The following is a 25,739-nucleotide window of genomic DNA, read 5'->3' as shown; positions in this document are numbered from 1 at the left end:
CGGTCGCCGTGCAGGCGTCAGACCGACTCCTCCAGGTGGGCGCCGTCGCGGATCTCCCCGACCAGCTCCTCGATCACGTCCTCCAGCGTCGCGAGCCCCAGGGTGGCACCCTCGAGGTCGACGACGCGGGCCATGTGGGCCCCGCGGCGCTGCAGCGTCTCGAGCGTGTCGTGGAGCGAGTCTTCGGGGGTCACGGGGGCGAACGGGCGGATCCACTTGTCGTCGATCGCGCGCTCGCGGCGGGTCTCGTCGGGCTCGAGCACGTCCTTGATGTGGAGGTAGCCGAGCAGCTCGCCCGACTCCGACGCGACCGGGAAGCGGCTGAAGCCGGTGGCCGCGCACAGCGCCTCGACGTCGGCGGCGCTGGAGCCGCGACGCACCGTGCTCAGCGTGGCGGCCGGCATCAGCACCGAGGCCACCGTCTTCTCGGTGAAGCCGAGCGCACCGGCGAGCCGGTCGTACTCGTCGTTGTCGAGCAGGCCCTCGCCGCGCGACTCCTCGACGAGCGCGGCGACCTCCTCGCGGGTGTACGTCGAGCTCACCTCGTCCATCAGCTTGACGCCGAAGAGGCGCAGCACCCCGGAGGCCATCGCGTTGATGACGATGATGACGGGGCGGAGCACGGTGACGATGCCCCAGATCGGCGGCCCGAGGAGCAGGGCGGCGCGGTCCGGGCCGGCGAGCGCGAGGTTCTTGGGGATCATCTCCCCCATCACGACGTGCAGGTAGACGACGATCGCCAGCCCGACGACGAAGGCGATCGGGTGCAGGAACGACTCGGGCACGTGGGCGAGGTGCAGGAGCGGCTCGATCAGGTGCGAGACCGCGGGCTCGCCCACGGCGCCGAGCACGAGGGAGCAGACCGTGATCCCGAGCTGGTTGACGCCGATCACGAGGGAGATGTTCTCCATCGCCTTCAGCGTGGTCTTCGCCATCCGCGAGCCGGCCTCGGCCTTGGGCTCGATCTGGGTACGTCGCGCGGAGACCAGCGCGAACTCCGCGCCCACGAAGAAGGCGTTGCCGAGCAGCAGCAGGATCGCGACGACGACCGCGGTGAGGTTGCTCATCGGGCGTCACCCCGCTCTCCGGCCGAGTCGTCAGCGGGACCGTCCAGCAGGCGCAGGCCCACCCGGTCGATGCGCAGGCCGTCCATCCGCTCGACGGTGAGCACCGCGAGCTGCTCGCGCGCGACGTCGGGGTCGCTGTGGTCGGGCACCGGGACCTCGGCGATGTCACCGGTCTCGGGCATCCGCCCGAGCGTGCGCATCACCAGGCCGGCGATCGTGTCGTAGTCCTCGTGGTCCGGGAGCTCGATGTCGGTCAGGTCCTCGACCTCGTCGGGGCGCAGGAGGCCGGAGAGCGACCAGCTGCCGTCGCGCCGCTGGCGGGCGCGCCCGTCGAGGCGGTCGTGCTCGTCGGAGATGTCGCCGACGATCTCCTCGATGACGTCCTCGAGCGTGACGATCCCCGCGTGGCCGCCGTACTCGTCGAGGACCACCGCGAGCTGGAAGCCGTCCTTGCGCAGCAGCGCGAGCAGGGGGTCCAGGCGCAGCGAGTCCGGCACCACGATCGGGCGCGCCATCAGGTGCTTGACCCGGGTGGTGGCCCGCTCGTGCACCGGGAGGGCCACGGCGTGCTTGACGTGCACGGTGCCGACGACGTTCTCCTCGTCGTCAAGCACCGGGAAGCGGGAGTGGCCGGTCTGGCGGGCCTGCTCGATGACCGCGCTCGCGCGGTCCGTCGTCTCGAGGCTGACGGTCCGCACCCGGGGCGTCATGATCTCGCCGGCGGTGCGCGAGCCGAACTCCACCGAGCGCTCCATCAGCTCGGCGGTGTCCGCGTCGAGCGTGCCCTGGTCGGCCGAGCGCTGGATCAGCGACGCGAGCTCGGTCGAGCTGCGCGCCGAGCGCAGCTCCTCCTGCGGCTCGATGCCGAGCCGGCGTACGAACGCGTTGGCGGAGCCGTTGAGCACCTGGATCGGGATCCGGTTGACGGTGGTGAAGGTGCGCTGGAAGCGCTGGGTGGCGCGGGCGGTCTCCATCGGCTTGGCGAGCGCGAGGTTCTTCGGCACGAGCTCGCCGAAGATCATCGTCAGGATGGTGCCGAGCGTCAGGCCGATGCCGACGGCGACCGGGCGGACGGCGCCCTCCGGGGTGCCCACCGCCCCGAGGGGGCCGTCGATGAGGTCCGCGATGGCCGGCTCGGCCAGGAAGCCGACCGCGAGGTTGGTGACGGTGATGCCGACCTGGGCACCCGACAGCTGCGTCGACAGCGTGCGCAGCGCCTGCTGCACGCCGAGGGCACCGGCGTCGCCGCTCGCGGCGGCCTGCTCGACGCGGGTGCGGTCGACGGTGACGAACGAGAACTCCGCGGCGACGAAGACACCGCACGCGACGATGAGCAGCAGCGCGGCGAGGAGCAGGAGCCAGGCGGTCATGGGCGCTCTCCCGGGGTGATCAGGGAGAGCGAACTACTGTGCGGGCCGTCCATCAGAGGGGGCTTGCTTCTTTCGACTCGTGATCACGTCGAGCGCGACTCTACCGCCGTGCGCCGATCGGTCGAGCGGCATGGCCCCTTGGGACTACCCGGGATGGTCCCCTCGCCCGTGTCCGTGCCGGGGTCGGCACCGGAGACTCAGGGGGTCAACGAGCCGTCGAGCACTGTCCGGGAGTCCTCATGTCGTCCGCCTCCGACGCGTCGCCGAGCCGGCGCGCCCTGCTCGGGGGTCTCGCGGTCGGCACCACGGCCGTGGTCGCCGCACCCGCCGTCGCACCCGCCGCCCAGGCGGCGACGCGCTACCACCCCGCGCACTACCGCGGGGCGCCGCCGCTGCTGTCGGCCCAGGCACGGCACCTCGTCGGGCGGTTCTCGTACGGCGTGACCCCCCAGGTCGCCGCCCAGGTCCGCAGGATGGGGGGTGCGCAGGGCTGGTTCGACCGGCAGCTCGACCCTGCGTCGATCGCGGACCAGGGCGCCGATCAGTACCTCGCCTGGTGGCCGAGCCTGGTCCGCGGCCCCGCGGAGCTCTGGAAGCGGCAGATCACCGAGGTCGAGGGCGGCTGGGAGGTCATGAACGACTACTCCCGCTGGGTGCTGATGCGCCGCATGAAGTCGCGGCGCCAGCTCCTCGAGGTGATGACGGAGTTCTGGGAGAACCACCTCAACGTCCCGGCGGTCGGTGACGCGCAGTACACCCACCGCACGTCGTACGGCAACACGATCCGCGCCGGCGCCCTCGGCCGCTTCGACGACCTCCTGCGCAACGCCGTGACGCACCCGGCGATGCTGATCTACCTCGACAACGCGGTCTCGACCGCGACCCACCCGAACGAGAACCTCGGCCGCGAGCTCCTCGAGCTGCACACGGTCGGCCGCGCGAGCTACACCGAGGACGACGTCAAGAGCAGCGCCCGCATCCTCACCGGCTGGACCGTCGACCTGTGGCGCACCTGGGCGCCGGCCTACCGCCCGTCGATCCACTGGACGGGACCGGTGTCCGTCGCGGGATTCGAGGACGCGAACCTCGCCCCGGACGGCCGGGACCTGACCCGCCGCTACCTCTCCCACCTGGCGCACCACCCGGCCACGGCGCAGCGGATCGCCCGGAAGCTCGCGGTGAAGTTCGTCCGCGACGACCCGCCGCAGGACCTCGTGGACCGGCTGGCGCAGGTCTACCTCGACCACGACACCGCGATCGTCCCCGTCCTGCGGGCGCTCGTCGCCTCCGCCGCCTTCGAGGACTCCGTCGGCGCCAAGGTCCGCGACCCCGGCGAGGACATCGTGGCGACCTACCGCGCCCTCGGCGTGCGCCTGCAGCCGCCGACCAGCGAGCGCTCGGCGGTCAACCAGATGCTCTGGCAGGCCAGCAGCATCGGCCTGATGCCGTTCACCTGGCCGCGGCCAGACGGGCAGCCGATCGACAACGCCTCCTGGTCCTCCCCCGCCCGCGCGCTCGCCTCGATGGGCGTGCACTACGGCATGAGCGGCAGCTGGTGGCCCGACGAGCAGATCCACTACCGGGGACGTCGCGCGTGGGCGCCGGAGTACCCCATCCGCTTCGACCAGCTCGTCGATGCCCTGTCCCAGCGGATCCTGCACCTGCGCTCGACGCCGGCGCTGCTGGAGGCCTGCTGCGAGGCGACCGGGACACCTCCCGACGCGCGGATCACCCGCAACCACCCCGTCATCAAGTGGGAGATGCCGCGGCTGCTCACCACCTTCCTCGACAGCCCCGCGTTCCTGACCAGGTGAGTGCCATGACCCCGCCCCGCTCCTCCCGGACCCCCGCGGCAGCCCCGTGCTGCGCGGAGTACGCCGCCGTGTCCCGCCGCGGCCTGCTGACCGGCGCGCTGGCCCTGGCCGGCACCAGCACGGTCGTCGGCTCCGCCGTCGTCCGGGCCTCGGCCGCCACGGTCACCCCGGCCGCCTCGGTGCTCGTCGTGCTCTCGATGCGCGGGGCCGCGGACGGGCTGTCGCTCGTGGTCCCCCACGCGGACCCGACGTACTACCTCGCCCGGCCGAACATCGCGATCCCCTCGGACCGCCTGCTGGCCAAGGACGGCCAGTTCGGCCTGCACCCCGAGCTCGAGTCGATGCTCCCGCTCTGGAACGCCGGGAAGGTCGCCGCGGTGCACGCCACCGGGCTGCCGGCCCCGAACCGCTCGCACTTCGCCGCGATGGAGGAGGTCGAGGACGCCAACCCCGGCTCCACCACCCGCGTGGGCTGGCTGAACCGCCTGATCGGCACCGACTCGGACCGCTCGCCGCTGCAGGGCTTCAACATGGGCGAGGGCGCTCCGCCGGCCTCGCTCTACGGTCCCGAGGACGTGATGGGCGCGGGCGACCTGGACCGGGTGCAGGTGGCCGGCGCCGACCAGTGGGACCACGACGGCGGCCGGCGCCGCTCCCTCGAGGCGATGTGGAAGAAGGACGGCTCCACCCTGGGGCGGGCGATCCGCTCCACCTTCAGCGCGGTGGACGCGTTCGCCCCCGTGCACGAGACCTCCGACGTGCCGGCCAACGGGGCGACGTACCCCGACAGCGACCTGGGCCGCGCGATGTCCGCCGTGGCCCGCGTGGTGCGCGGTGACGTGGGCGTCGAGGTGATCACGGTGGACCAGGGCGACTGGGACATGCACTCCGACCTCGGCACCGTCGAGTGGGGACGGATGAACCGCAACGCCCGCGAGCTCGCCGGCTCGATCTCGGCGTTCTTCACCGACCTCGGCCCGCTCGGCGACAAGGTCACGCTCGTGGCGCTCAGCGAGTTCGGCCGCCGCGTCGTGGAGAACGCCAACTACGGCCTCGACCACGGCTACGGCAACGCGATGTTCCTCGCCGGCGCGGGCGTCAAGGGCGGCACCTACTACGGCACCTGGCCCGGGCTGTCCGAGGACCTCGACTCCGACCTGCTCGTCACCACGGACTACCGCTCGGTGCTGTCCGAGGTCGTCGCCTCGCGCTTCGGCGCCTCGACGTCGACGGTGTTCCCCGGCTTCCAGCGCGAGCACGTGGGCGTGATGCAGGGCCAGTGAGGCCCGCCCCGTCGCCTCGTCGGCTCCCGGTCAGTGCGGCAGGTAGGTCGCGGCCATGTCCTTGTCACCGTGGCCGGCGTCGACGGCGCGCGCCAGGTGGCGGCGGACGCCGGGCAGGATCGCCAGGTCGCTGCCCGCTGCCTCGGCCGCCGCGAGGATCAGGTCCGCGTCCTTGAGCGCGCCGGCCAGGGCGAACGACGGGTCGAAGGCGCCGTCGAGCATCGCGTTGCCCTTGAGCTGGACGTAGGGCGCGTCCAGGGCGCCGCCCTGCACCGCCTCGAGGAAGAGGTGCGGGTCCAGCCCGAGGTCGCGGGTGAGCGCAAGCGACTCCGCGACGCCCTCGAGCACCGTGAAGACCCAGGCGTTCGCGGCCAGCTTGAGCCGCTGCCCGGCACCCGCCTCCCCCACCCACATGGTGCGGCTGCCGATCGCCTCGAGGACCGGCGCGAGCCGCTCCTCGGCGTCCTCGGGACCCGAGGCGAGCACCACGAGCGCACCGTCCTCCGCGGGCTTCTTCGTGCCGAGCACCGGCGCGTCCACGTGCACCAGCCCGAGCTCCTCGGCGAGCGCGCCGAGACGGTCCGCGCCGTCGATGCCGACCGTCGCCTGCTGGAGCCACACGGCGTCTGCCGCGAACGCCCCGCGGGCGTCGCCCATGGTCTCCGCGGTCGCCCGCTCGTCGTACAGCATCGTCAGCACGACGTCGGCACCCGTCACGGCCTCGCGGACCGACCCGGCCACGGTCGCGACGTCGGCGAGCGGCTCGGCCCGCTCGGGCGAGCGGTTCCAGACGCGCACGTCCATCCCGGCCGCCGCGATGTTGCGGGCCATCGCGGCCCCCATCGTGCCCAGGCCGAGGACGGCCACCGTGGGGTTGGTCATGTGCGCTCACTTTCGTCGGGGGAGGTCGATCCCGACCGTACGTCGGCGCCGGTGGGCTCCCCTCCGGTGGCCGGCGATCCCCGGTGGTCGGGGATCCCCGGTGGTTGAGGAGGTTGCGCAGCAACCGTCTCGAAACCACCCTGGCCTCCCCGTGGTTGAGGAGGTTGCGCAGCAACCGTCTCGAAACCACCCGGACCGGGCGCGCGCCCCGAGGACCCTCAGCGCCGCCGCACCCGCCCGGGGAGCGTGAAGGTCGAGCCCGTACCGGTGGCGACGGTGAGCACGTCCGCGACCTTGGAGTTGTACGACGTCTGGTCGGTGCTGCAGAGCACCAGCCGGACCGCGTGGCCCTTGCGGAAGCGGTGCGCGAAGCCGGCCAGCCTGATCCGGACGGGCTTGCCGACGGCGGCGGCCGGGACGCGCACCGGCGCGATCAGCCGGTGCACCAGGGTGGCGGAGCCGTCGCGGGCGACGTCGTACACCTTGGCGAAGAAGACCATGTCCTGCGTGTTGGTGTTGGTGATCCGCAGCCGGGCCGACGGGATGCCCACGGCGTCGACGCGGTGCCGGAGGCGCTTCGTGGTGAACGCGGCGAACTGGCCCTCGACCTCCGAGGGCGGGACGTCGGCGGAGCTGGGGTCGGACGCGGGGCCGGAGAAGTTCGAGGTCTCCGAGTAGGCCGCCGGCTCGCCACCGTCGGGGTTGAGGAACGATGCCGACCCGGCGGCGGCCTTGCGGGCCGACCGGGCCAGCCGGTCCGTCCCGGACAGCGTGAACGTCGTGGCGTGGCGTGCCAGCGGGAAGCGCCCGGCGGCGGCGTACTGCTCGTCGTCCGGGCCGTGGCCGCGGTACCTCACCCAGTCGCGGTAGTAGGTGAACGCCGGGCCGCGCCCGCCCCGGGTGCCGCGCAGCCAGTGGTCCATCCAGCCCAGCGAGCGCAGGCTGAGGTAGCAGTGGTTCATCGTCCGCACGGTCCGCAGGGTGCCGTCGTAGGCCTCGCACTCCCCCGGCTGCGAGGTGTAGCCGCCGTGGCCGCCGGAGTTCCAGATCATCCCGACCGGCACGTGGCGCCGGCGCAGGTCGCGGTAGGTCGCGCTCGCGTCGTTGAGGTTGAAGAGGGTGTCGCTCTGGCCCTGGACGAGCAGGACGGGTACGTCGACCTGCTTCACGAACGTCGAGGCGGAGGCGCGCCGGATCAACTCACGCGCCTCCTCGTCGGAGTCGCCGGAGGAGCTCAGCAGCGAGTAGGTGCGGCACAGGGCCAGGTAGTACCCGGGGCAGCCGGACGCGCCCGCGATCTCGGCGGGGTCCTGCGAGGCGGCCTTCGCCCCGGGGCAGTCGCCGCCGCCCATCGCCGGCTGGGTGTTGCCGAGCGCGTAGAACAGCGACGTCCACTCCTGCTTGAAGACGCCCTGCTGGTTGAGCCCGTGGGTCAGCCCCGTCGGGTCGCCGGGCACCACGCGGTTGTTCGGGTCGAGGGAGTAGATCAGGTTGTTCCAGGTCCGGCCCACCACGCTGGTGCGGATGCGGTGGTCGGCCGCCGCGAGCGGCAGCTGGATGCCGCCGCCGTACGACCCGCCGATGGTGCCGACGACGGCGCCCTTCCCGTCGTGCAGGACGTCGCGGCGCGGCTCGAGGACCTTGTCGATCAGCTGGCGGGCGCTCTTCACGTCGTAGTCGGCCGACTGGAGGGTCACGCAGCCGCCGCTCTCGCCGAACCCCGAGGACGTGTAGGTGAGCACGACGTAGCCGTGGGCCGCGAAGAAGCGGGCCGTACTGACGACCTCCGCCGAGGTCTTCGTCAGCCCGAAGCCGTGGGTCATCAGGATCGCCGGCTGCGGGTGCGCACGGCTCGCCCGGTCCGGCACGTAGAGCCGGGTGTCGAGCTCCAGGTCGATGTCGTCGTCCGGACCCGTCGTGACGGGCACGAGGCGGTCGACCGTGGTCCAGTGACCCCGGTGGTGGCGTACGTCGACGTGGTCGGCACGGACCGCCGTGGTGCCCGGTCCACCGCCCGCCACGGCCGGCGAGGACAGCGGCAGGAGGCCGGCGACACCCACCAGGAGCGCCACCGCCAGACCCAGGACCCGAGGGCGCCGGAGGCGCGGTGTCGACATGCGGTCACCGTACGCCGGGAACGCCCCGCGCGTGGCCGACGTCACACATCCATGCGCCCGCTCCGGATCGCCCTCGTCCTCCCGCTCCTGCTGCCGTTCCTCGCCGCCTGCGGGGACACGACCGACGGGAGCCCCGACGTCCGCGACCGTCCCTCCGGAACCGCGATCGGCACGGCCGCCGATGCCGTGTCGTGCGCCGGCCGGCTGGGCGAGCGCGGCGAGAACACCGGGGTCTACGACGGCGGCGAGGCCTACGACGACCCGGAGGCCGCCGTGGCCGGCGCGGCGGACCAGGTCTCCCCCGCGGACGTGCTCGACGAGCTGCGGGAGACCGCCGCCGAGGAGGACCGCCGGCTCTTCACCTACGACGCCGGCGGCCGCACGGTGGTGGCCGTCGTGGTGAGGGACGGTCGGACCGTCGACGACGACGGGTGGTACGTCGAGTCCTGGGCCCGCTGCGACCTCGCCGAGCTCCCGCCCGAGGTGGCGGAGGCGTCCGGCACGCAGGTCTGGACGGACGCCTCCGGCGCGCCGGTCGACACCCGCACGATCACGTCGTACGCCGGGCCCGAGCACTGCGACTGGCAGGACATGACCTTCCTCGAGCTCGGCCGCGCGACGTACGTCCGCCGTCCCGACATGGCCCTCGCCCGGGACGTCGGCTTCGTCGTGGAGGACTGGGACCCGTCCACGACGCTGCCGGACGACGCGCACGACACCGGCTTCGAGCGCGACGGCGAGCGCCTGTGGCTCGCGCCGGACCGCTCGCGCGCCTACGTCGGCGGGCCGGACGGCGTCGAGATGTGGCCCCGCGAGCGGGAGCCGCTCGGCTGCGCCTGACCCGCGACACCCCGTCAGTCCCTTTCTTGACTCGTTCCAGATGGCGCGCCAGACTCGGCCCATGCCCACCACCGCGGAGCTCGAGCTGTCGCTGCGCGCCGCCGAGCTGCGCGTGACGCGGCCCCGGCTCGCCGTGATGGGAGCCGTGCACGACCACCCGCACGCCGACACCGAGTCGATCATCGGTGCCGTCCGCGCCGAGCTCGGCGAGGTCTCGCACCAGGCGGTGTACGACGTGCTCCGTGTGCTGACCGCGGCCGGCCTGGTCCGCCGCATCCAGCCGTCCGGCTCGGTCGCGCGCTACGAGACCGAGCTCGCCGACAACCACCACCACCTGGTCTGCCGCACGTGCGGCGTCATCGTCGACGTGCCCTGCGCCGTCGGCGACGTCCCGTGCCTCACGGCCTCGGCCGACCACGGCTTCACGATCGACGAGGCCGAGGTCGTCTACTGGGGCACCTGCCCCGCCTGCTCCACCACCACTCCACCCACGAGCGCCCCCTGATCCCGCACCGGAAGGAATGCCATGCCTGAGCACCACGATGCCGTCGTCGGCGAGATGAACGAGGAGGCCGGCGAGCCCAAGGCGAGCCAGTGCCCCGTCGCCCACGACCGGGCCCCGCACCCCACCCAGGGCGGCGGCAACCGCGGCTGGTGGCCGGACCGGCTCAACCTGAAGATCCTGGCGAAGAACCCGGCCGTCGCGAACCCGCTCGGCGACGCGTTCGACTACGCCGCGGCCTTCCGCTCCCTCGACCTGGCCGCGGTGAAGCAGGACATCACCGAGGTGCTCACGACCTCGCAGGACTGGTGGCCGGCCGACTTCGGCCACTACGGCCCGTTCATGATCCGGATGGCCTGGCACAGCGCCGGGACCTACCGGATCAGCGACGGCCGCGGCGGCGCCGGTGCCGGGCAGCAGCGCTTCGCCCCGCTGAACAGCTGGCCCGACAACGGCAACCTGGACAAGGCGCGCCGCCTGCTGTGGCCGGTCAAGAAGAAGTACGGCCAGAGCCTCTCGTGGGCCGACCTGATGGTGCTCACCGGCAACGTTGCCCTCGAGTCGATGGGCTTCGCGACGTTCGGCTTCGCCGGCGGCCGCGAGGACGTCTGGGAGCCGGACGAGGACGTCTACTGGGGCCCCGAGACCGAGTGGCTGGGCGACGAGCGCTACACCGGTGACCGCGAGCTCGAGAACCCGCTCGCCGCCGTCCAGATGGGCCTCATCTACGTCAACCCCGAGGGCCCGAACGGCAACCCCGACCCGCTCGCCGCGGCCCGCGACATCCGCGAGACGTTCCGCCGGATGGCGATGAACGACGAGGAGACCGTCGCCCTGATCGCCGGTGGCCACACCTTCGGCAAGACGCACGGTGCCGCCGACCCCGACGAGTACGTCGGCGCCGAGCCCGAGGGTGCTGCCCTCGAGGAGATGGGCCTGGGCTGGAAGAACTCGTTCGGCAGCGGCAAGGGCGAGGACGCGATCACCAGCGGCCTCGAGGTCACCTGGACCACCACGCCCACGCGCTGGAGCAACGACTTCTTCGACCACCTCTTCGGCTTCGAGTGGGAGCTCACGAAGAGCCCCGCCGGCGCGCACCAGTGGCAGCCGAAGGACGGCGCCGGCCAGGACGCCGTCCCCGGCCCCGCCGCCGACTCGGCCCGACGCGTCCCGACGATGCTCACCACCGACCTGTCGCTGCGGTTCGACCCGGCGTACGAGCAGATCTCGCGGCGCTTCCACGAGCACCCCGAGGAGTTCGCCGACGCCTTCGCCCGCGCCTGGTTCAAGCTCACGCACCGTGACATGGGCCCGATCCAGCGCTACCTCGGCCCCGAGGTCCCGCAGGAGACGCTGCTCTGGCAGGACCCGGTCCCCGCGGGCGACGCGTCGCTCTCGGACGACGACGTCGCGACGCTCAAGCGCCACCTGCTCGACTCGGGCCTCACCGTGTCCCAGCTCGTCTCGACCGCGTGGGCCTCGGCCTCGACGTTCCGCGGCAGCGACAAGCGCGGCGGTGCGAACGGCGCCCGCCTGCGCCTCGAGCCGCAGAACGGCTGGACCGTCAACGACCCCGACGAGCTCCGCGTCGTGCTGCGGGCGCTCGAGGGCGTCCGCGACGCGTTCAACGCCGAGGGCAGCCAGGTCAGCCTGGCCGACCTGATCGTCCTGGGCGGGGCCGCCGGCATCGAGCAGGCCGCCCGCGACGCCGGCCACGACGTCACGGTGCCGTTCACGCCCGGTCGCGGCGACGCCACCCAGGAGGACACCGACGTCGAGTCGTTCGCCGCCCTGGAGCCGACCGTCGACGGGTTCCGCAACTACCTCGGCAAGGGCCACCGCCTCCCGACCGAGTACCTCCTGCTCGACCGCGCCAACCTGCTGACGCTCAGCGCCCCGGAGATGACCGTGCTCGTCGGTGGCCTGCGGGTGCTCGGTGCGAACGCCGGCCAGTCGACGCAGGGGGTCCTGACCGACCGGCCCGGCACGCTCACGAACGACTTCTTCGTGAACCTGCTCGACCTCGGCACGACGTGGCACGCCACCGACGACTCCTCGGAGTCGTTCGAGGCTCGCGACGCGTCCGGTGCGGTCCGCTGGACCGGCAGCCGCGTCGACCTGGTCTTCGGGTCGAACTCCGAGCTGCGCGCGCTGGCCGAGGTCTACGCCAGCGACGACATGCAGGAGCGGTTCGTGACGGACTTCGTCGCCGCGTGGGCCAAGGTCATGGACCTCGACCGGTTCGACGTCGCCTGACCTGCCGCTGACGCACACCCGACCCGCACCGCGGGGCCGACTGGACTAGACGTCCCGGCCCCGCGGTTCGGACTCGCTCGCGGGTGGGTAGAGGAACTCCCATGACAACGGGACGAACCTTCTTCGTCCTCTCTGGCGGTGGATCTCGGGGCGCCGGTCAGGTGGGGATGCTCCAGACGCTCATGACCGCCGGGATCGAGCCCGACGTGCTCGTCGGCGGCTCCGTCGGCGCCATCAACGCCTGCTTCCTCGGGTCGCACCCGGGCCTCGAGGGCGTCGAGGCCCTGGCCGCGAAGTGGCGCGGCATGACCGAGGAGGCCCTCTGCGGCCACCGCCGCGGCGTCGTCGTCAACGTCGCCCGTCGCCGGCCCTACCTCTTCTCCGCGGACCGCTTCCGTCGGATGGTCGCCGAGTGGATCCCGACCTACCACCTCGAGAACCTCCGGATCCCGGTCCGGGTCGCCACCACCGACCTGCTCACCGGCCGCTCGGTCCACCACGAGCACGGCTACATCCCCGACCTGCTGGCCGCGTCGGCCGCGCTCCCCGGGCTCTTCCCGCCCGTCGTGCTGCGGGGCGCCACCGGGCCCGCCACCCACATCGACGCGGGCATCTCCGAGAACGTGCCGCTCACCGGGACCCTCGCGGTCGCCGAGCCGGGCGACACGGTCTGGGTCCTCGACGTCACCCGCACCCCCCAGAGCTCCCGCGCGCTGCGCAGCCCGCTCGACGTGCTCATCGCCTCCCTGGTGGCGTCCGTGCGCAACCGGGACGAGCCGCCGGTCCCGTCCGGCGTCACGGTCCGGCGGATCAAGCTCGACGAGGCCTTCGACTGCGGCGGGGTCTTCGACTTCACCCACACCGAGGACCTGATCCGGCTCGGGGCGGAGGCCGCCCGCGCCGTGCTCTCGACCCCGGCGCCGACGCCCGCGCCCACGCACCTCCGCGCGGCCTGAGCGCCCGACGGGACGCTCAGCGCAGGCCGGCCACCGGCAGGCCGAACGCCTGCGCCATCGACGGGGCGCGGCGGGCCGCCCGCAGCGGGGCGACGCCGAGCACCTCGTCGTACAACCGCGTCAGTGAGTAGTGCGTCAGCGGGGTGTCCACCACGACCCCGTGCAGGCTCGGGTGCAGCACCGTCGTCAGCACCAGGTTGCCCTGGCTGTGGTCGTCCTCGTCCGCGGTGACCACGACCGCGAGCCGTCCCGCCCGCCAGTCCGGACCGCTCATCAGCAGCGGGAGCTCGGTCCGCAGCCACGCGTCGGCCACCGACGCGTCGCAGTCGTGCGCGTCGTGGCAGGTGTCCGGGACCAGCATCCCGGCGTTCGGGAGGTCGCCGGAGGCCACGTCGGCCGGCAGCTGGGCCAGCGTCGTGTCGTGCTGCTCGCAGGCCGCCTGCTCGTCGGCGAAGTAGGCCCACGGGTTGTGGCGGACGCCGTAGCGCTCGCCGCCGTCCTCCCGCGCGCAGCCGAAGGGCATCCCCTCGGCGTAGAGCGTCGCGGTGCGACCGTGGGCCAGCGCCTGGCCGAAGACGGACGCCCCGCGCACCGGGTGGGCGACCGGCGGGTCGTCGTCGGTCACGCCGAAGGTGCTGCCGCCGGCGATGGCGAGGTAATTGGGCAGGCTCGGGTGCGTCAGCGCCGCGTAGTGCGTGGCGTAGCCGTGCTCCTGCGCGAGCCCGAAGGTGTAGGGCAGCTGCGTCCGCATCTGGTCCAGCGAGTGGTTCTCGACCATCACGACCATCAGCTTGGTGACCCGTGGCGCCGCGGGCGGCGCGCTGCTGGTCGACGCTGACGGCGCAGCCGACGTCGGGGCTGTCGCGGGCGGCGCGGCCGACGCAGGGGCGGTCGCCGGCGGCGCGCTCACGGGTGGTGCGGAGTCCGACGCGGCGCACGACGACAGGAGGAGGACCAGGGCCGTCCCGACGACCGAACCGAGCGCGCGCACACCTCAGCGTAGGCACGGGCTTGTTAGCGTCCACGGATGACCGACTGGCAGCAGCTCCGCAGCAGCGACTTCGCCCTCCCCGACGAGGTCCGCCGGGACCCGGCCCGGCTCGACGCCCTGGTGGCCGAGCTGACCGACCTGCTGGCGTCGCGGGATCCCCTCGAGCGTGACGAGACGGCGTACGCCGCCCTCGTGACCTGGATCGGCGACGGGGTGCTGCCCGACGACCGGCTCCGGCCCCTCGGCCACCTGGTGGCGGCGCGGTTCACCGCCGACGAGGTGCAGGCGAGGTCGTTCGCACCGCTCGTCCTGGCGGCGCTCGTGTCGCGGGGCGTCTGCGAGCCGGGGTGGATCGACGCCTTCGAGCAGTGGTACGCCGCCGAGCCGGACCTCCGGGGGCACGACGCGGACCTGGGCTGGGTGCACGCGGTCGCCCACGGGGCCGACCTGCTGGGCGAGGCCGGCCGCCACCCGGACGTCGTGCCACGGCGGATGCTCGACCTCGCCGCCGCCCGCCTGGTCGCGCCGGTCGACGAGGTCTGGCACGACCAGGAGCACGACCGGCTGGCGCACGCCGTCGCCCTGGTGCTCGCGCGCCCCGACCTCGCCGCCACGGACGCCCTGGGCTGGCTCGACCCCGTCGCGGACCTCCTGGCGGCGGGCGAGCCCGGGCCGGTGCCGGCGCACGTCAGCAACACGCTCCACACCCTGCGGATGCTCTACCTGCTCGTCGACCGCGGGGTCCGGACCGGCCCCGACGAGGTGGTCGAGGTGGTGCACCGCCGGGCCGTCCTCGACCGGCTCGCGGAGGTGCTGCACACCGTCACTCCGTGGATGTGGTGACCGGGACCGTCGTGCCGCCCGGCACCCAGAACCGGACCCGGGTGCCGCCCTCGGGCCGCACCGACACCTCGACGCGGCCGCCCGCGATCGCGGTCCGGTCGCGCATCGAGGCCAGCCCGAGGTGCCCCGCCTGGTCGACGAGGTCCTCGGCGCGGATGCCGGCGCCGTCGTCGAGCACGGTGACGACGACGTCCTCGCCGTCACGCCCCAGGTGGATCTCGACCTGCTGGGCACCCGCGTGGCGGCGTACGTTCACGAGCGCCTCCTTGGCCACCCGGTAGGCCGTCACCCGGCTCGGCGTCGGGAGGTCGACGGTGCGGTCGCCGGTGATCCGCCACCGCTCCCCCGACTCGTCGAACACGTACGTCGCGGCCTCGGTCAGCGCGGTCGCGAGATCGGCGGCCTGGGCGGGCGACTCGAGGTCGAAGAGCAGCGTGCGCAGCCGGCGGGTCGCCTCCGTGACCGCCACCAACGTGCTGTCGACGCTGTCCAGGAGGTCCGGCTCCCGCTCCTCGAGCTGGCGGCGGAGCAGCCCCAGCCGCAGGTCGACGGCCGCGAGCGCCTGCACCGAGTCGTCGTGCACATCCTGGGCGATCGAGGCCCGCTCGTCCTCCTGCGCCTGGACGAGGCGCCGCAGGAGGTCCTGGCGTGCGTCCGCCAGGTGCTGCAGGGCCTGCTGGTCGACCACCCGGCGGGTGATGTCGCGCTGCACCGTCGCCAGCACCGGCTGCCCGCCCTCGCGGACCGGCCGCACGAGGAAGGTGGAGCTGGCCACGGGGATCGGCGGACCGCCGCGCAGGTCGAGCAGCGTCGACTCGCTCTGCCAGGCACCCAGGCGCCGCACGTTCGGCCGCACCTCCTCGACGAAGTGCTGGTACGCCGCCTCGGACAGCAGGTCGGGGATCCGGACCGTCCCGATGTCGACGTCCGGCGCCAGCCCGACCAGCTCGCGCCCGCCGGGGTTGAGGTAGACGATCCGGCCGTCCAGCTCCGCCATCCCGATGAAGTCCTGCGAGTCCTCGACCAGCGCCCGGAAGCGCAGCAGCTCCTCCCTGCTCAGGTCCAGGGCGGCACTGGCGACGGCGCGGTCCCCCACCAGCGTCAGCACGGCGCGCGCCATCGCGACGAGCAGGGCGGCGACGCTGAGCGCGACGCCGCTGACCGGCACCTCGACGAAGGAGGCGTAGGCCAGCACCGCGAGGCTCACCAGCGCGAAGGCGATCGGGACCCCCAGCCGGGGCGGGGGCTGCTCGACGTCGTCGCGGAGCACGCGGTTCTGCACTCCTCCCGCGACCGCCATGAGGGCCGTGGAGACCATCGACAGCGACGCGAGCCAGGTGCCGGGGTGGTAGCTCCCGGTGGTGACGACGTAGAGGAAGGTCGCGTCGCCGACGGCGAAGCCCAGCACCCCGACGCTCAGCACCAGCACCGAGCGCGTGGGACGCCAGCGCAGTGCCGTCAGGACGCCGGCGAGCAGCACCAGCAGCGCGGTGTCCAGCACCGGGTAGGCGAGGTTCGTCGCCAGGACGCGGGTCGCCATCTGGCGGTGGAGCAGCCCGTCCAGGGCCACGAAGAGGATGCTGATCGCCGCGCCCGCCGTCGCGCAGGCCGCCATCAGGCCGTCGAGGGCGAGCGTCGTGCTCAGCCGGGGCACCTGCCAGCGGACCAGCAGCAGCAGCGCCAGCAGGAGCACCACCGCCATCGCGAGCCAGGCGGCGTCCGCGACCGACGGGTAGGGCACGGGCACCTGCCGGCGCACGTGCGTCAGGAACAGCACGAACCCGAGCGCCCGCAGGGCGATCGCCACCGCCACGAGCGCCCACAGCCGCCGGGACTCCCGGGACCGCCAGGCCACCAGACCCGCCACGAGCGCGCAGACGACGTACGCCGTCCCCTGCAGCCAGCCGTCGACGTGGACCAGGAAGCCCGGCTGCTGCCGGACCCCGGGCACCGTCGAGACCGCGAAGGCAGCCACCAGCACCCCGAGCAGGGCATACGCCGCCCAGGTCACGCGCTCCCCCGTCCCCGTCACGTCGACTCCTGGCTGCCGGTCCGAGATACGGACATCCGGAGTCCACCGTAGGCGCTGAGGTCGACGCCTGCTCCTGGTTCACCGATCCACGCCCACCGCGTCATGCACCGCGGTCGCCGCCGTCTCATCACCGCGCCCCGCTCCCCCACCCCCGAGGAGGTGCCCGTTGCCGACCCCCGCCGACGCCCTGACCGTGATCGTGCCCGCCTACAACGAGGCGGCGTCCGTCGCCGAGACCGTCCACAGCATCCTGGCGCAGTCGACGCCGCCCGCCCGGCTGATCGTGGTCGACGACGGCTCCACGGACGGCACCGGCGACCTGGCCCGCGAGGCCGGCGCCGAGGTGCTGACGCCGCCTGCCAACACCGGCTCCAAGGCCGGTGCGCAGAACTTCGCCCTCGCCCAGGTGGACACGCCGTACGTCATGGCGATCGACGCCGACACGACGCTGGCCCCCGACGCGCTGGAGCGGCTCATGGTGCCGCTCGTCGCCGACGAGCAGGTGGCCGCCACCTGCGGCTTCGTGGTGCCCCGCCACGTGGGCAGCATCTGGGAGCGCGGACGGTACGTCGAGTACCTCCTGTCGTTCACGTTCTACAAGCCCACCCAGGACTACTACGGCAAGCCGATGATCGCCTCCGGCTGCTTCTCGGCCTACCGGGCCGAGGCCCTCCGCGGGCTCGGCGGCTGGTCGGAGCGCACCCGCGCCGAGGACATGGATCTCACCTGGAGCCTCTACCGGACCGGTCGCTCGGTCCGCTTCGTGCCGGGGGCCGTCTGCCACCCGATCGAGCCGCACGACCTGGACTTCATGGGCAAGCAGCTGCGGCGCTGGTCGCACGGCTTCGTGCAGAACGTCGGGCTCCACTGGCGCGGGATCCTCCCGTTGCCGTTCCTGAGCACGATGGTCGGGGTGGCGCTCGTCGACGCGGTGGTGGCCTCGCTCGTCTTCCTCGTGGTGATCCCGGTCCTGGCCGTGGTGCTCGGCAACCCGTGGTTCCTCCTGGCCTACGTCATCGACCTCCCCGCGGTGCTCGTGCCCGTGCTGGTGCGCGCCTGGCCACGGCGCGAGGTCGGCCGGGCGCTCGCCTCGCTGCCCGGCTTCTTCGTGCTGCGGGCGGTCAACGGTCTCTACATGCTGGAGGCGATGTGGACCGAGTGGGTCCTGCGCCGGCCGTTGCTGGTCTACGAGAAGGGGCACTGAGATGAACAACGCCGGACTCCCGGGCACCGGCCTGGGTGGGCTGTTCTACGTCCTGCTGGCACTGGCGATGCCCGTCGTGGAGCTGCACCGCACCCTGCAGGGTCGCAGCAGCCGGGCCCGCTGGGCACTGGTGCTGCGGCAGCTCGGGACCGCGCTCGGGGTGGTGGGTGCGGTCCTGCTGACCGGCGCCGCGGTGTCCCACCTCGGGCTGGTCCCCGCGGCCCTGCCCGGCACGGGTGTCCTGGTCGTCGCGGTCCCCGCGCTCCTCTCGGTGGGCGTGCTGGCCGTGCTGGTCGTGGCGCTGCGCCTGTGGGCGTGGGCGACCTCGGGCCGTCCGCCCCACCCGCTGCCGCCGGCCCTCGCGCCCGGCCCCGGGAAGCACCGGACCCCCGCTCCCTGAGGGGAGCGGGGGTCCGTCGTGCGGTCTCGGACCAGGCGTCAGGGCGTCTGCGAGATCCGGTCGGTGGCCGTGGGGCTCACCGGGTCGTGCGCGAGGAGGAACTTCCGCAGCGAGTCGATGTCGAGCCCGCCGACCAGCTTGTTCGTGCCGTCCTTGAAGGTGGTGAAGTTGTCGCCACCGTCGGAGAGGAAGTTGTTCGCCACCACGCGGTAGGTCGCCGCGTCGTCGAGCGGGACCTGGGCCGTGGCCGGGTCCCCGTCGGCGTCGACGAGGACCGTGCCGACCAGGGCGTCGGTGGACGGCGCGCCGGCCTCCGAGACGTCCCAGGTGTAGGACAGCCCCGAGACCTGCAGGATCTTCTGGCCGGTGCCCTCGTTCGGGCCGTTCCACTGCTGGTTGAGCAGGGCCCGGATCTGGGCGCCCGTCAGGTCCATGGAGACCACGAAGTTGTTGAACGGCTGCACCGAGAACGCGCCGCCGTAGGTCACGTCACCGTTGGAGTTCTCGACGAGGTCGGCGCGGATGCCGCCCGGGTTCATCAGGGCGATGACGGGCTTGACCCCACCGGCCGTGACGACCGAGTCGTCGGCCTTCTGGCCGTCGGCGATCAGGTTGCCCAGCGGCGAGTCACCACCGTTGCTGTCGGCCGTCTTCACGATCTGGGAGCCGGGGTCGATGTGGCCGATGACCTTGTTCGCGATGGGCTCGACCAGCGTCTTGTAGACGCCGATGAGGTCCAGCACGTCCTGGCTCGGGGCCACCGACGCGTCGTTCTCGACGATCATGTTGTGGGCGTACTCGGCCGGCCGCACGATGTCGCGGGTGGCCGGGTCGATGAGCAGGTGCAGCTTGGTCACCATGCGTCCGAAGGACGCGGCGCTGGTGAGCAGGCGGGGCTGGCCCTTCGGGTCCGCCACCACGCAGTTGTAGGGCTGGTGGGTGTGGCCCGAGACGATCGCGTCGATCGCGGGGCTGAGCTTCTGCGCGATCTCCAGGGCCGGACCGGCCGGGCCCGTGCAGTCGTTGTACGCCGTGGTGTCGGCGGGCGTGACGCCCTCGTGCAGCAGGACGACGATCGACTTGACGCCCTTCTTGCGCAGCTTCGGCACCAGGGCGTTCGCGGTCTCGACCTCGTCGGTGAAGTCCAGGCCCTGGATGCCGGCCTGGCTGACGATGGCGGGCGTGCCCTCCAGCGTCATGCCGATGAAGGCCACCTTCACGCCGCGGACCTTCATGATCTTGGTCGACGGGAAGAGCGTGTCGCGGGAGTGGCCGGCCCGGTCGGCCCACTTGACGTTGGCGCTGAGGTACTGGAAGTCCGCGCCGTCGAAGCCCTGGTCACCGGGGCAGGAGTTCTGCCCGTTGGCGCCGTCGGGGCCGTCGGCCAGGCAGCCGCCGCGCTGCATGCGGCGCAGCTCGCGGTAGCCCTCGTCGAACTCGTGGTTGCCCACGGAGGCGACCTGGAGGCCGATCTGGTTCATGAACTTGATGGTCGGCTCGTCGTGGAACGCGGCGGACAGCAGCGGCGAGGCACCGATCAGGTCCCCGGCGGCCACGGTGATCGGCTTGGCGCCGTTGTCCCGCGAGACCGTGCGCTCGTGCCGGATCAGCCGCGCGAGGTAGGCGGCGCCGCCGGCGGGCGTGTTGTTGATCCGGCCGCTCGAGCTGGTCGACGGGACCGTCTCGAGGTTGCCGTGGAAGTCGTTGAGCGCGAGCAGGTCGAGCTTGATGTACTTCTTCTTCGCCTTGGGCTGCGTCAGCTGGTGGTAGACGCTCTTGGCCTGGGTGGACGACGGCCTGGCTGCCGTGGCGTCGGACGCGGCGATGTTGCCGAGTCCGAGCGTCAGTGAGGTCAGCGCAACGACCGAGAGTGCGCTGACACGGCGACCATTCAGATGCATGTGGGCTCCTTGTGGGTGGGATCGCGGGCACGGTAACCCGGTCCAGACCAGAAGGGACCACCCGGAGGCAACGATTCTGCGACGGGTCGATGTCAACATCTGCCGACGACAGCGTCGACGGCACCGGGTCGCGACCCGTCAGCCGCCGCTCGTCCCGTCCGCGTCGAGCCGCTGCTCGGCCGGGCTGGCGGAGAAGTCCACCGCGACGTGCTGGAAGCCCTTCAGCTGCTGGGACTTGGCGAGGTCGGAGTACGACCGCTTGTCGGCCTCGGTGAGGATGACGTTGTCGGTGAACGGCGTCAGCAGCGTGCGCGGGTGCAGCCGGTCGACGAGCACGACGTTGAGCTCGATGCTGACCATCAGCACCACGCTGGTGAGGTAGAGGAAGGCGAGCAGGCCGAGCACCACGGCGAAGACCCCGTTGGTCGCGCTCGAGCTGCCCACGGTGCCGCTGACGTAGGCGACGCCGACGAACTGCAGGCCCAGCCAGGCCGACGCCGCGAGCGCCGCCCCCGGGGCCACGTCGCGCCAGGTCAGCTCGCGCGTGGTGGCGAAGCGGAAGACGAATCCGAACGTCGCAGCGTGCACGGCCCAGCAGCCCAGCAGGGCCAGGACGCTCGACAGCGGGCCCAGGAAGGTCGCCGCGCCCACGACGCCGGCGACCAGGCTGGTCCCGAGGACGTCGGCGCCGATCACGCCGAGCAGCACGATGCTCCGGCCGCGGGACTTGATCGGGTTGGGCCGCTGGTTGCGCGGCATCGTCCAGGCGGTGTTGCAGGCGTTCTGCACGGCGAGCCCGACCCCCATGGCGCCGTAGACGGCGCCCAGCACGCCGATGACGATGCCGGCCAGCCCGCCACCGATGCTGCGCGGGCGCTGCAGGTCGTCGCCGACCACCGGGAGCTGGGTCAGCGCCGAGTCGAGCACCCGGGCCTGCAGCTCCGGGTGCCCGGTGAGGACCAGCCCGAGGATCGTGGAGGCCAGCAGGAGCAGCGGGAAGAGGGAGACGAAGGCGTAGTAGGTGATCTGCGCCGCCAGGTTGCCGCCGCCGTCGTCGACGTACTTGTAGAGGATCGAGATCGGCATGCCGACCACGGGATGACGCTGCTGGAAGGCGTCGAGGCGGGCGACGGTGCCGGTCTCAGAGCTCGACACGGATCACCGCGATCCGGTTCAGCAGCTCCTCCAGCGCCTCCTCGAACTCCGCGGCGGCGTGGTCCTCCCCCAGGCCGCGGCGCAGCCGCCGGACCGTGGGGTGGTCGCGCAGCCGCGGGTCCTCGTCGTCGCCGTCCTCGAGCACGTCGAGCGGCCCGATGTCCGCCCCCAGCGAGGACACCTCGAGGAGCAGGTGGCCCAGCAGGAAGCTCGTGAAGGCGCGGTAGCCGGCCACGGCCGCCTCGTCGCTGAAGCCGTCGCTGCACAGCCCGGACAGGAAGGTCTCGACCCAGTCCAGGCTGCGCAGCGGCGGGCGCAGCCAGGGCGCCTCGGGCGGCCGGGAGGCCACCAGCGGGAACGACTTCGGGTGCGCCAGCGCCACCCGGCGTACGCCGTGGGCGAGCCGTTGCAGGAAGTCCTGCCACCCGCACTCGGGCGCGGCCAGGACCTCCGGGTCCTCGTGCATGTCGCCGATGAGGATCTCGACGATCGCGTCCAACAGGTCCTCCTTGCCGGGGACGTAGCGGTAGAGCGACATCGCCTCGACGTCCAGCCGGGCGCCGAGGCGACGCATGGTGAGCGTGGCCAGGCCCGACTCCTCGATGTGCTCGAGGGCCGCGTCGACGATGCGGCGGCGGTCCAGCGGGACCCGCGCCGAGGGCGGGTCCTCGCCCAGGACGATGGCCGCGTCCGCGTCGGGGTGCCCGTCCGCGTCCGTCGTGGTCAGCTCACGCTCGTGGGGGGTCATGGGTCAGCGACCGAGACCGGTGCGGTCGACCTTGCGGTGGAAGTGCATGCCGGCCAGGCCACCCGCCATCGCGCCGACCAGGGCGGCGGCGACGACGCCGACCAGGGCCACGACGGCCTGGATGCTGAGGTCGGAGAAGCTGCCGGGCAGGCGGGGGAAGCTGTTGAGGTTGTCCAGCACGTCGTACTTCGCGCCGGCGACCGCGCCGAGGATCGCCACCAGGATCGCCACGACGACGGCCCAGGCGAACACCGCGATGCCCTGGCGGATCCCGTCGAAGCGGGCCATCCGGCCGGCGACGTACCCGCCGCTGTAGTAGGCGACGAACACCACGACGAGGACCAGCACGACACCGGCCCAGCCGATCTCCGCGGCCGAGACGCCCTGGTCGGCGGCGGCCCCCGCCACCTCGGAGGCGCTCGAGGCGAGCCCGACGCCGGCGCCGACGGCGGCCAGGAGGGCGGTGAGCAGCACGGTCATGCCGGTGGCGGTGAGCCAGCCGAAGAAGGCACAGAAGATCTTGACCCCGCCGAAGGCCTCCTTCTCGCGGTGGAGGACCTCGCGGCGGTCGACGACGGGGGTGCCCGCGGGATCGGCGGGGGTGGGCTGGGTGGTGCTCATGAGGACTCCTGAGGAGGTCGGTGACGCTCGGGGTTCTTGGTCTTACGACGTAAGGTACCCACGGGCTTACAACGTAATCACGAATCTCGTTGAAAGTTCCAGTACGCCCGGGGGGACGGCCGTTCTCCCGCACCGGACCCGCCGGCAGCCGCCGGCGGGCGACAGCAAGGAGTGCGACATGAGTCTCAGCGACAAGGCCAAGAACGCCGCCCAGGACGCGACCGGCAAGGTCAAGGAAGCCGCGGGCGACCTGACCAACAACGACAAGCTGAAGGCCGAGGGCAAGGCCGACCAGGCCGAGGCCAGCGTCAAGAAGACCGGCGAGGACGTCAAGGACGTCTTCAAGTCCTGAGTCACCCCTCGCCGCGAGGTCGCGCGCTCGTCAGGCGCGACCGAGCGGCGAGGTCCCGCAGGTGCTGAACCACGGCAGCGTCCCCAGCCCGGCGTGCACCCGCACCGTCCGGTGCCCGCGCAGCCGCTCGCCGCGGCCGTGCTCCTGCCAGCAGCCGCGGGGCAGGTAGACCCGTCGCGAGGTCGCCCCCTCGTCGACGACGGGGGCCACCAGCAGGTGCGGCCCGACCAGCCACTCCTGGTCCTCGTGCCACCCGCGGTGGTCGCCGGGGCGCTGCCACCACAGCGGGCGCACTACCGGCGCGCCCGTGCGGGCCGCGCGCCGCCACAGGCGCAGCAGCAGCGGCCGCGCGCGCAGGTGCAGCTGCGAGAGGTGGCGGTAGATCCGCACGGTCTGGCGGTCGTAGGACCAGGGCGTGTGCGTGCCGGCCAGCCCGGTCCCGTGCAGGCGGAAGACGGGGCTCAGCGCCGCCCAGGCGGCCCAGCGGAGGAACAGCTCCTTGCTGGTGGCCGGTGTCGTGTAGTCGAGGTAGCCGCCGATGTCCGTCCCGTAGCCGTAGGCACCGCCCACGGAGCGGTTCAGCATGTCCGTCGCGAGCGACTTCAGGCCCGAGGCGTGCCCCCAGTCGGTGGTCTCGTCGCCGGGGAAGTTGCCCCCGTCGTACGCCGTGGTGCCGGGCAGGCCCGTGTAGCCGGCACGCGTGAAGAACCACGGGTGCCGCCGCGGGTGCGCCCGCTCGTAGCGGGTCACCTCCTCGCGCGTGGCCCGGGCGTACGCCGTGAGGTAGCTGTTGTGCTGCTCGTAGCCGGTGGACCCGTCGTGGAAGTGCATGTCGAAGAGCACCTGCTCGCCGTAGTCCTGCATGAACCCGTCGAAGCCGAGGTCCAGCACCTGCCGGACCTGCCGCTGCCACCACGCGACCGCGGCCGGGTTCGTGAAGTCGACGAGCGCGAAGCGGCGCTCCCCCGAGCCCACGACGTAGTACGGCGCGCCGTCGGCGTCCGTGACGGCGTACCCCCGCGCGACGGGGGCGGAGTCCGGCTCCAGCCAGGGGCGCAGGTAGGCCAGCGCGTGGATGCCACGACGGGCGAGCCGCTGGATCATCCGGTGCTGCGGCTTCGCGTGCACCCAGGTGTGCAGCGCCAGGCCGTGGTTGTCGGCGCCGGGGAAGCCCCAGCCCTCGATCCGGTAGCCGGTGAGCGGCAGGCGGTACCGGTCGATGTCGCGGACGTCCCGGCGCAGCATGGCCTGGTAGTCGGCGTACGTCTCGCCCTGGTTCTTGACGAGCCGGTCGAGCATCGTGCCGAGCGCCCACCGCGGCGGCACCGGCTGGCGCCCGCTGAGCGCGGTCACGGTGCGCACCGAGCGCCGCGGCCCCCCGGGCGCGACCAGGTAGTCCAGCGCCGCGGTCGACGCGGTGACGTTCCAGGCGTCCTCGCGGTCGGCGGCCAGCTTGAAGCGGGCGAGCTCGGGCTGCGCCAGCAGGAAGCCGTAGCGCCGCGTGAAGAACTCCGCCTGCGGGTAGTAGGCGGCGCTCGGCCCGTTCGGGAACATGCCGTAGTCGCCGGGCAGGCCGGCACCGGTGTTCTCGGCCTGGGCCGCCAGGTTCTCCTGGTTGACGAAGCTCGAGAGCACCCGGCCCCGCTGGTCGAGCAGGTCGTGACGGCCCCCGAAGCCGAAGAAGCCCTCGCGGGCGCGCGCCGTGAACGAGTCGCCCAGCATCGCGACCCCGTCGGCCGGGTCGGGCCGCGCGGTCACGCGCAGGGCACCGGAGCGCTGCGGCCGCACCTGGACGAGCAGGGTCCGGCCGGTCGGGTCGCTGGTCGACAGCACGAGGCGTACGCCGGCGCCCTCGGGCTCCGCGCTGAGCACGTCGCGAGCGGCGTACTGCACGCCCGAGCGGCTGCCGCCCGCGAGGTTGGCGATCCACTCGTCGGCGGGCTGCTGCCGCAGCTGCTCGGTGCCGACGAGGAACGACAGCGGCGAGTAGAGCGTCGTCGTCTCCTGGTTGTCGACCCCGGGCGGCAGCGGGTCGGTGGTCGGCGGCTCGGTCTGGACGTCGACGTCGGCGTGCGGCACCTCGCTCAGCACCGTGCGCCCGGCGCCGTCCTGGACGGTGAGGCGGAACGGGTGCCGCTCGATCACCGCGCGGACGCCCCGGCCCGTGACGACCACCGGCTCGTCGGCGCGCACCGACGCTTCAGAGGAGGCCGGAGTCGCCGGGGCGGGCGGTGCGACGGCCAGCAGCCCGAGCGCCAGCACCCCTGCCGCGGTCAGGGCGGTCAGGGTGGTCGAGCGACGGGATCGGTTCACGGCGTACCTCCGCGCGGGAGCGTAACCCCGCCCCGACCCGGCGGGCCGGAAATGACCACCCCGGGTGGCCCGAGTGGGCCATTGTCTGGACA

Annotated in this window: 21 protein-coding genes; 10 read left to right on the top strand and 11 right to left on the bottom strand. The window is 73.0% G+C overall.

Annotated elements, in window-relative coordinates; all coding sequences use genetic code 11:
* Window positions 1-17: 17 nt before the first annotated feature.
* Both H5V45_RS00295 and H5V45_RS00290 read right to left on the bottom strand, forming a co-directional pair.
* Window positions 18-1,067 carry a hemolysin family protein gene (locus tag H5V45_RS00295; RefSeq protein WP_185251090.1) on the bottom strand — a complete coding sequence of 350 codons (1,050 nt, stop codon included), beginning with the start codon at window positions 1,065-1,067 and terminating at the stop codon, window positions 18-20.
* On the bottom strand, window positions 1,064-2,437 hold the full coding sequence (locus H5V45_RS00290) for a hemolysin family protein (protein WP_185251089.1): 1,374 nt from the start codon (window positions 2,435-2,437) through the stop codon (window positions 1,064-1,066). Before H5V45_RS00290 ends, H5V45_RS00295 begins: the two co-directional genes overlap by 4 nt.
* Before the next feature lie 239 nt (window positions 2,438-2,676).
* Here H5V45_RS00290 and H5V45_RS00285 point away from each other — a divergent pair, with 239 nt between their 5' ends.
* Together H5V45_RS00285 and H5V45_RS00280 are read left to right on the top strand one after the other, a co-directional pair.
* Window positions 2,677-4,251 carry a DUF1800 domain-containing protein gene (locus H5V45_RS00285; protein ID WP_185251088.1) on the top strand — a complete coding sequence of 525 codons (1,575 nt, stop codon included), beginning with the start codon at window positions 2,677-2,679 and terminating at the stop codon, window positions 4,249-4,251.
* Between the two features lie 5 nt (window positions 4,252-4,256).
* A complete protein-coding gene (locus H5V45_RS00280) occupies window positions 4,257-5,534 on the top strand; it encodes a DUF1501 domain-containing protein (protein ID WP_185251087.1) in 1,278 nt (425 codons plus the stop codon).
* 30 nt (window positions 5,535-5,564) lie between these two features.
* Here H5V45_RS00280 and H5V45_RS00275 read toward each other — a convergent pair whose 3' ends face one another.
* The gene (locus H5V45_RS00275; RefSeq protein ID WP_185251086.1) at window positions 5,565-6,416 is read right to left on the bottom strand and encodes an NAD(P)-dependent oxidoreductase; all 852 of its coding nucleotides are present in this window, start codon (window positions 6,414-6,416) and stop codon (window positions 5,565-5,567) included.
* Window positions 6,417-6,634: 218 nt separating this feature from the next.
* Entirely contained in the window at window positions 6,635-8,533 is a 1,899-nt protein-coding gene (locus tag H5V45_RS00270; RefSeq protein ID WP_185251085.1) for a CocE/NonD family hydrolase, read from the bottom strand.
* Between the two features lie 51 nt (window positions 8,534-8,584).
* Here H5V45_RS00270 and H5V45_RS00265 point away from each other — a divergent pair, with 51 nt between their 5' ends.
* The 4 genes from H5V45_RS00265 (at window position 8,585) to H5V45_RS00250 (ending at window position 13,087) form a co-directional block, all read left to right on the top strand.
* Window positions 8,585-9,373: a hypothetical protein gene (locus H5V45_RS00265; protein ID WP_185251084.1), complete on the top strand. Its 789-nt coding sequence runs from the start codon at window positions 8,585-8,587 to the stop codon at window positions 9,371-9,373.
* A 61-nt stretch (window positions 9,374-9,434) separates the two neighbouring features.
* Window positions 9,435-9,878, top strand: coding sequence for a Fur family transcriptional regulator (locus tag H5V45_RS00260; RefSeq protein ID WP_185251083.1), 444 nt, complete (start codon window positions 9,435-9,437; stop codon window positions 9,876-9,878).
* A gap of 21 nt (window positions 9,879-9,899) precedes the next feature.
* The gene (gene katG, locus H5V45_RS00255) at window positions 9,900-12,131 is read left to right on the top strand and encodes a catalase/peroxidase HPI (protein WP_185251082.1); all 2,232 of its coding nucleotides are present in this window, start codon (window positions 9,900-9,902) and stop codon (window positions 12,129-12,131) included.
* Between the two features lie 101 nt (window positions 12,132-12,232).
* A complete protein-coding gene (locus H5V45_RS00250; RefSeq protein WP_185251081.1) occupies window positions 12,233-13,087 on the top strand; it encodes a patatin-like phospholipase family protein in 855 nt (284 codons plus the stop codon).
* 16 nt (window positions 13,088-13,103) lie between these two features.
* On the opposite strand, the gene H5V45_RS00245 is transcribed toward H5V45_RS00250, so the two are convergent.
* Complete coding sequence (locus tag H5V45_RS00245) at window positions 13,104-13,865, bottom strand: alkaline phosphatase family protein (protein WP_246415938.1); 762 nt, start codon at window positions 13,863-13,865, stop codon at window positions 13,104-13,106.
* 249 nt (window positions 13,866-14,114) lie between these two features.
* Here H5V45_RS00245 and H5V45_RS00240 point away from each other — a divergent pair, with 249 nt between their 5' ends.
* Window positions 14,115-14,921, top strand: a complete 807-nt coding sequence (locus tag H5V45_RS00240; RefSeq protein ID WP_185251080.1) for a DUF2785 domain-containing protein — start codon at window positions 14,115-14,117, stop codon at window positions 14,919-14,921.
* Here H5V45_RS00240 and H5V45_RS22495 read toward each other — a convergent pair.
* On the bottom strand, window positions 14,902-16,953 hold the full coding sequence (locus H5V45_RS22495) for an ATP-binding protein (protein ID WP_185251079.1): 2,052 nt from the start codon (window positions 16,951-16,953) through the stop codon (window positions 14,902-14,904). The two genes, H5V45_RS00240 and H5V45_RS22495, sit on opposite strands and share 20 nt — an antisense overlap.
* A 166-nt stretch (window positions 16,954-17,119) precedes the next feature.
* On the opposite strand from H5V45_RS22495, the gene H5V45_RS00230 reads away from it, so the two are divergent.
* Together H5V45_RS00230 and H5V45_RS00225 are read left to right on the top strand one after the other, a co-directional pair.
* Window positions 17,120-18,157, top strand: a complete 1,038-nt coding sequence (locus tag H5V45_RS00230) for a glycosyltransferase family 2 protein (RefSeq protein ID WP_185251078.1) — start codon at window positions 17,120-17,122, stop codon at window positions 18,155-18,157.
* A gap of 1 nt (window position 18,158) precedes the next feature.
* Window positions 18,159-18,557 carry a hypothetical protein gene (locus H5V45_RS00225; protein WP_185251077.1) on the top strand — a complete coding sequence of 133 codons (399 nt, stop codon included), beginning with the start codon at window positions 18,159-18,161 and terminating at the stop codon, window positions 18,555-18,557.
* A gap of 38 nt (window positions 18,558-18,595) precedes the next feature.
* Here the strand turns inward: H5V45_RS00225 and H5V45_RS00220 are convergent, their stop codons facing one another.
* The 4 genes from H5V45_RS00220 to H5V45_RS00205 form a co-directional block, all read right to left on the bottom strand.
* A complete protein-coding gene (locus H5V45_RS00220) occupies window positions 18,596-20,458 on the bottom strand; it encodes a bifunctional metallophosphatase/5'-nucleotidase (protein WP_185251076.1) in 1,863 nt (620 codons plus the stop codon).
* 138 nt (window positions 20,459-20,596) lie between these two features.
* Complete coding sequence (locus H5V45_RS00215) at window positions 20,597-21,613, bottom strand: YihY/virulence factor BrkB family protein (protein ID WP_221633839.1); 1,017 nt, start codon at window positions 21,611-21,613, stop codon at window positions 20,597-20,599.
* On the bottom strand, window positions 21,600-22,361 hold the full coding sequence (locus H5V45_RS00210) for a TetR/AcrR family transcriptional regulator C-terminal domain-containing protein (RefSeq protein WP_185251075.1): 762 nt from the start codon (window positions 22,359-22,361) through the stop codon (window positions 21,600-21,602). The genes H5V45_RS00215 and H5V45_RS00210 overlap by 14 nt, the downstream gene beginning before the upstream one ends.
* A gap of 3 nt (window positions 22,362-22,364) precedes the next feature.
* A complete protein-coding gene (locus tag H5V45_RS00205; RefSeq protein WP_185251074.1) occupies window positions 22,365-22,982 on the bottom strand; it encodes a hypothetical protein in 618 nt (205 codons plus the stop codon).
* Between the two features lie 178 nt (window positions 22,983-23,160).
* Here H5V45_RS00205 and H5V45_RS00200 point away from each other — a divergent pair, with 178 nt between their 5' ends.
* Entirely contained in the window at window positions 23,161-23,334 is a 174-nt protein-coding gene (locus tag H5V45_RS00200; RefSeq protein ID WP_185251073.1) for a CsbD family protein, read from the top strand.
* Window positions 23,335-23,364: 30 nt separating this feature from the next.
* Here H5V45_RS00200 and H5V45_RS00195 read toward each other — a convergent pair whose 3' ends face one another.
* Window positions 23,365-25,647 carry a glycoside hydrolase family 31 protein gene (locus H5V45_RS00195; protein ID WP_185251072.1) on the bottom strand — a complete coding sequence of 761 codons (2,283 nt, stop codon included), beginning with the start codon at window positions 25,645-25,647 and terminating at the stop codon, window positions 23,365-23,367.
* Window positions 25,648-25,739 lie beyond the last annotated feature (92 nt).

Source organism: Nocardioides luti (genome assembly GCF_014212315.1).
Taxonomy (GTDB): Bacteria; Actinomycetota; Actinomycetes; order Propionibacteriales; family Nocardioidaceae; genus Nocardioides; species Nocardioides luti.
The sequence above is the reverse complement of the archived record's forward strand: the minus strand, read 5'-3'. Positions and strand labels throughout refer to the sequence as shown.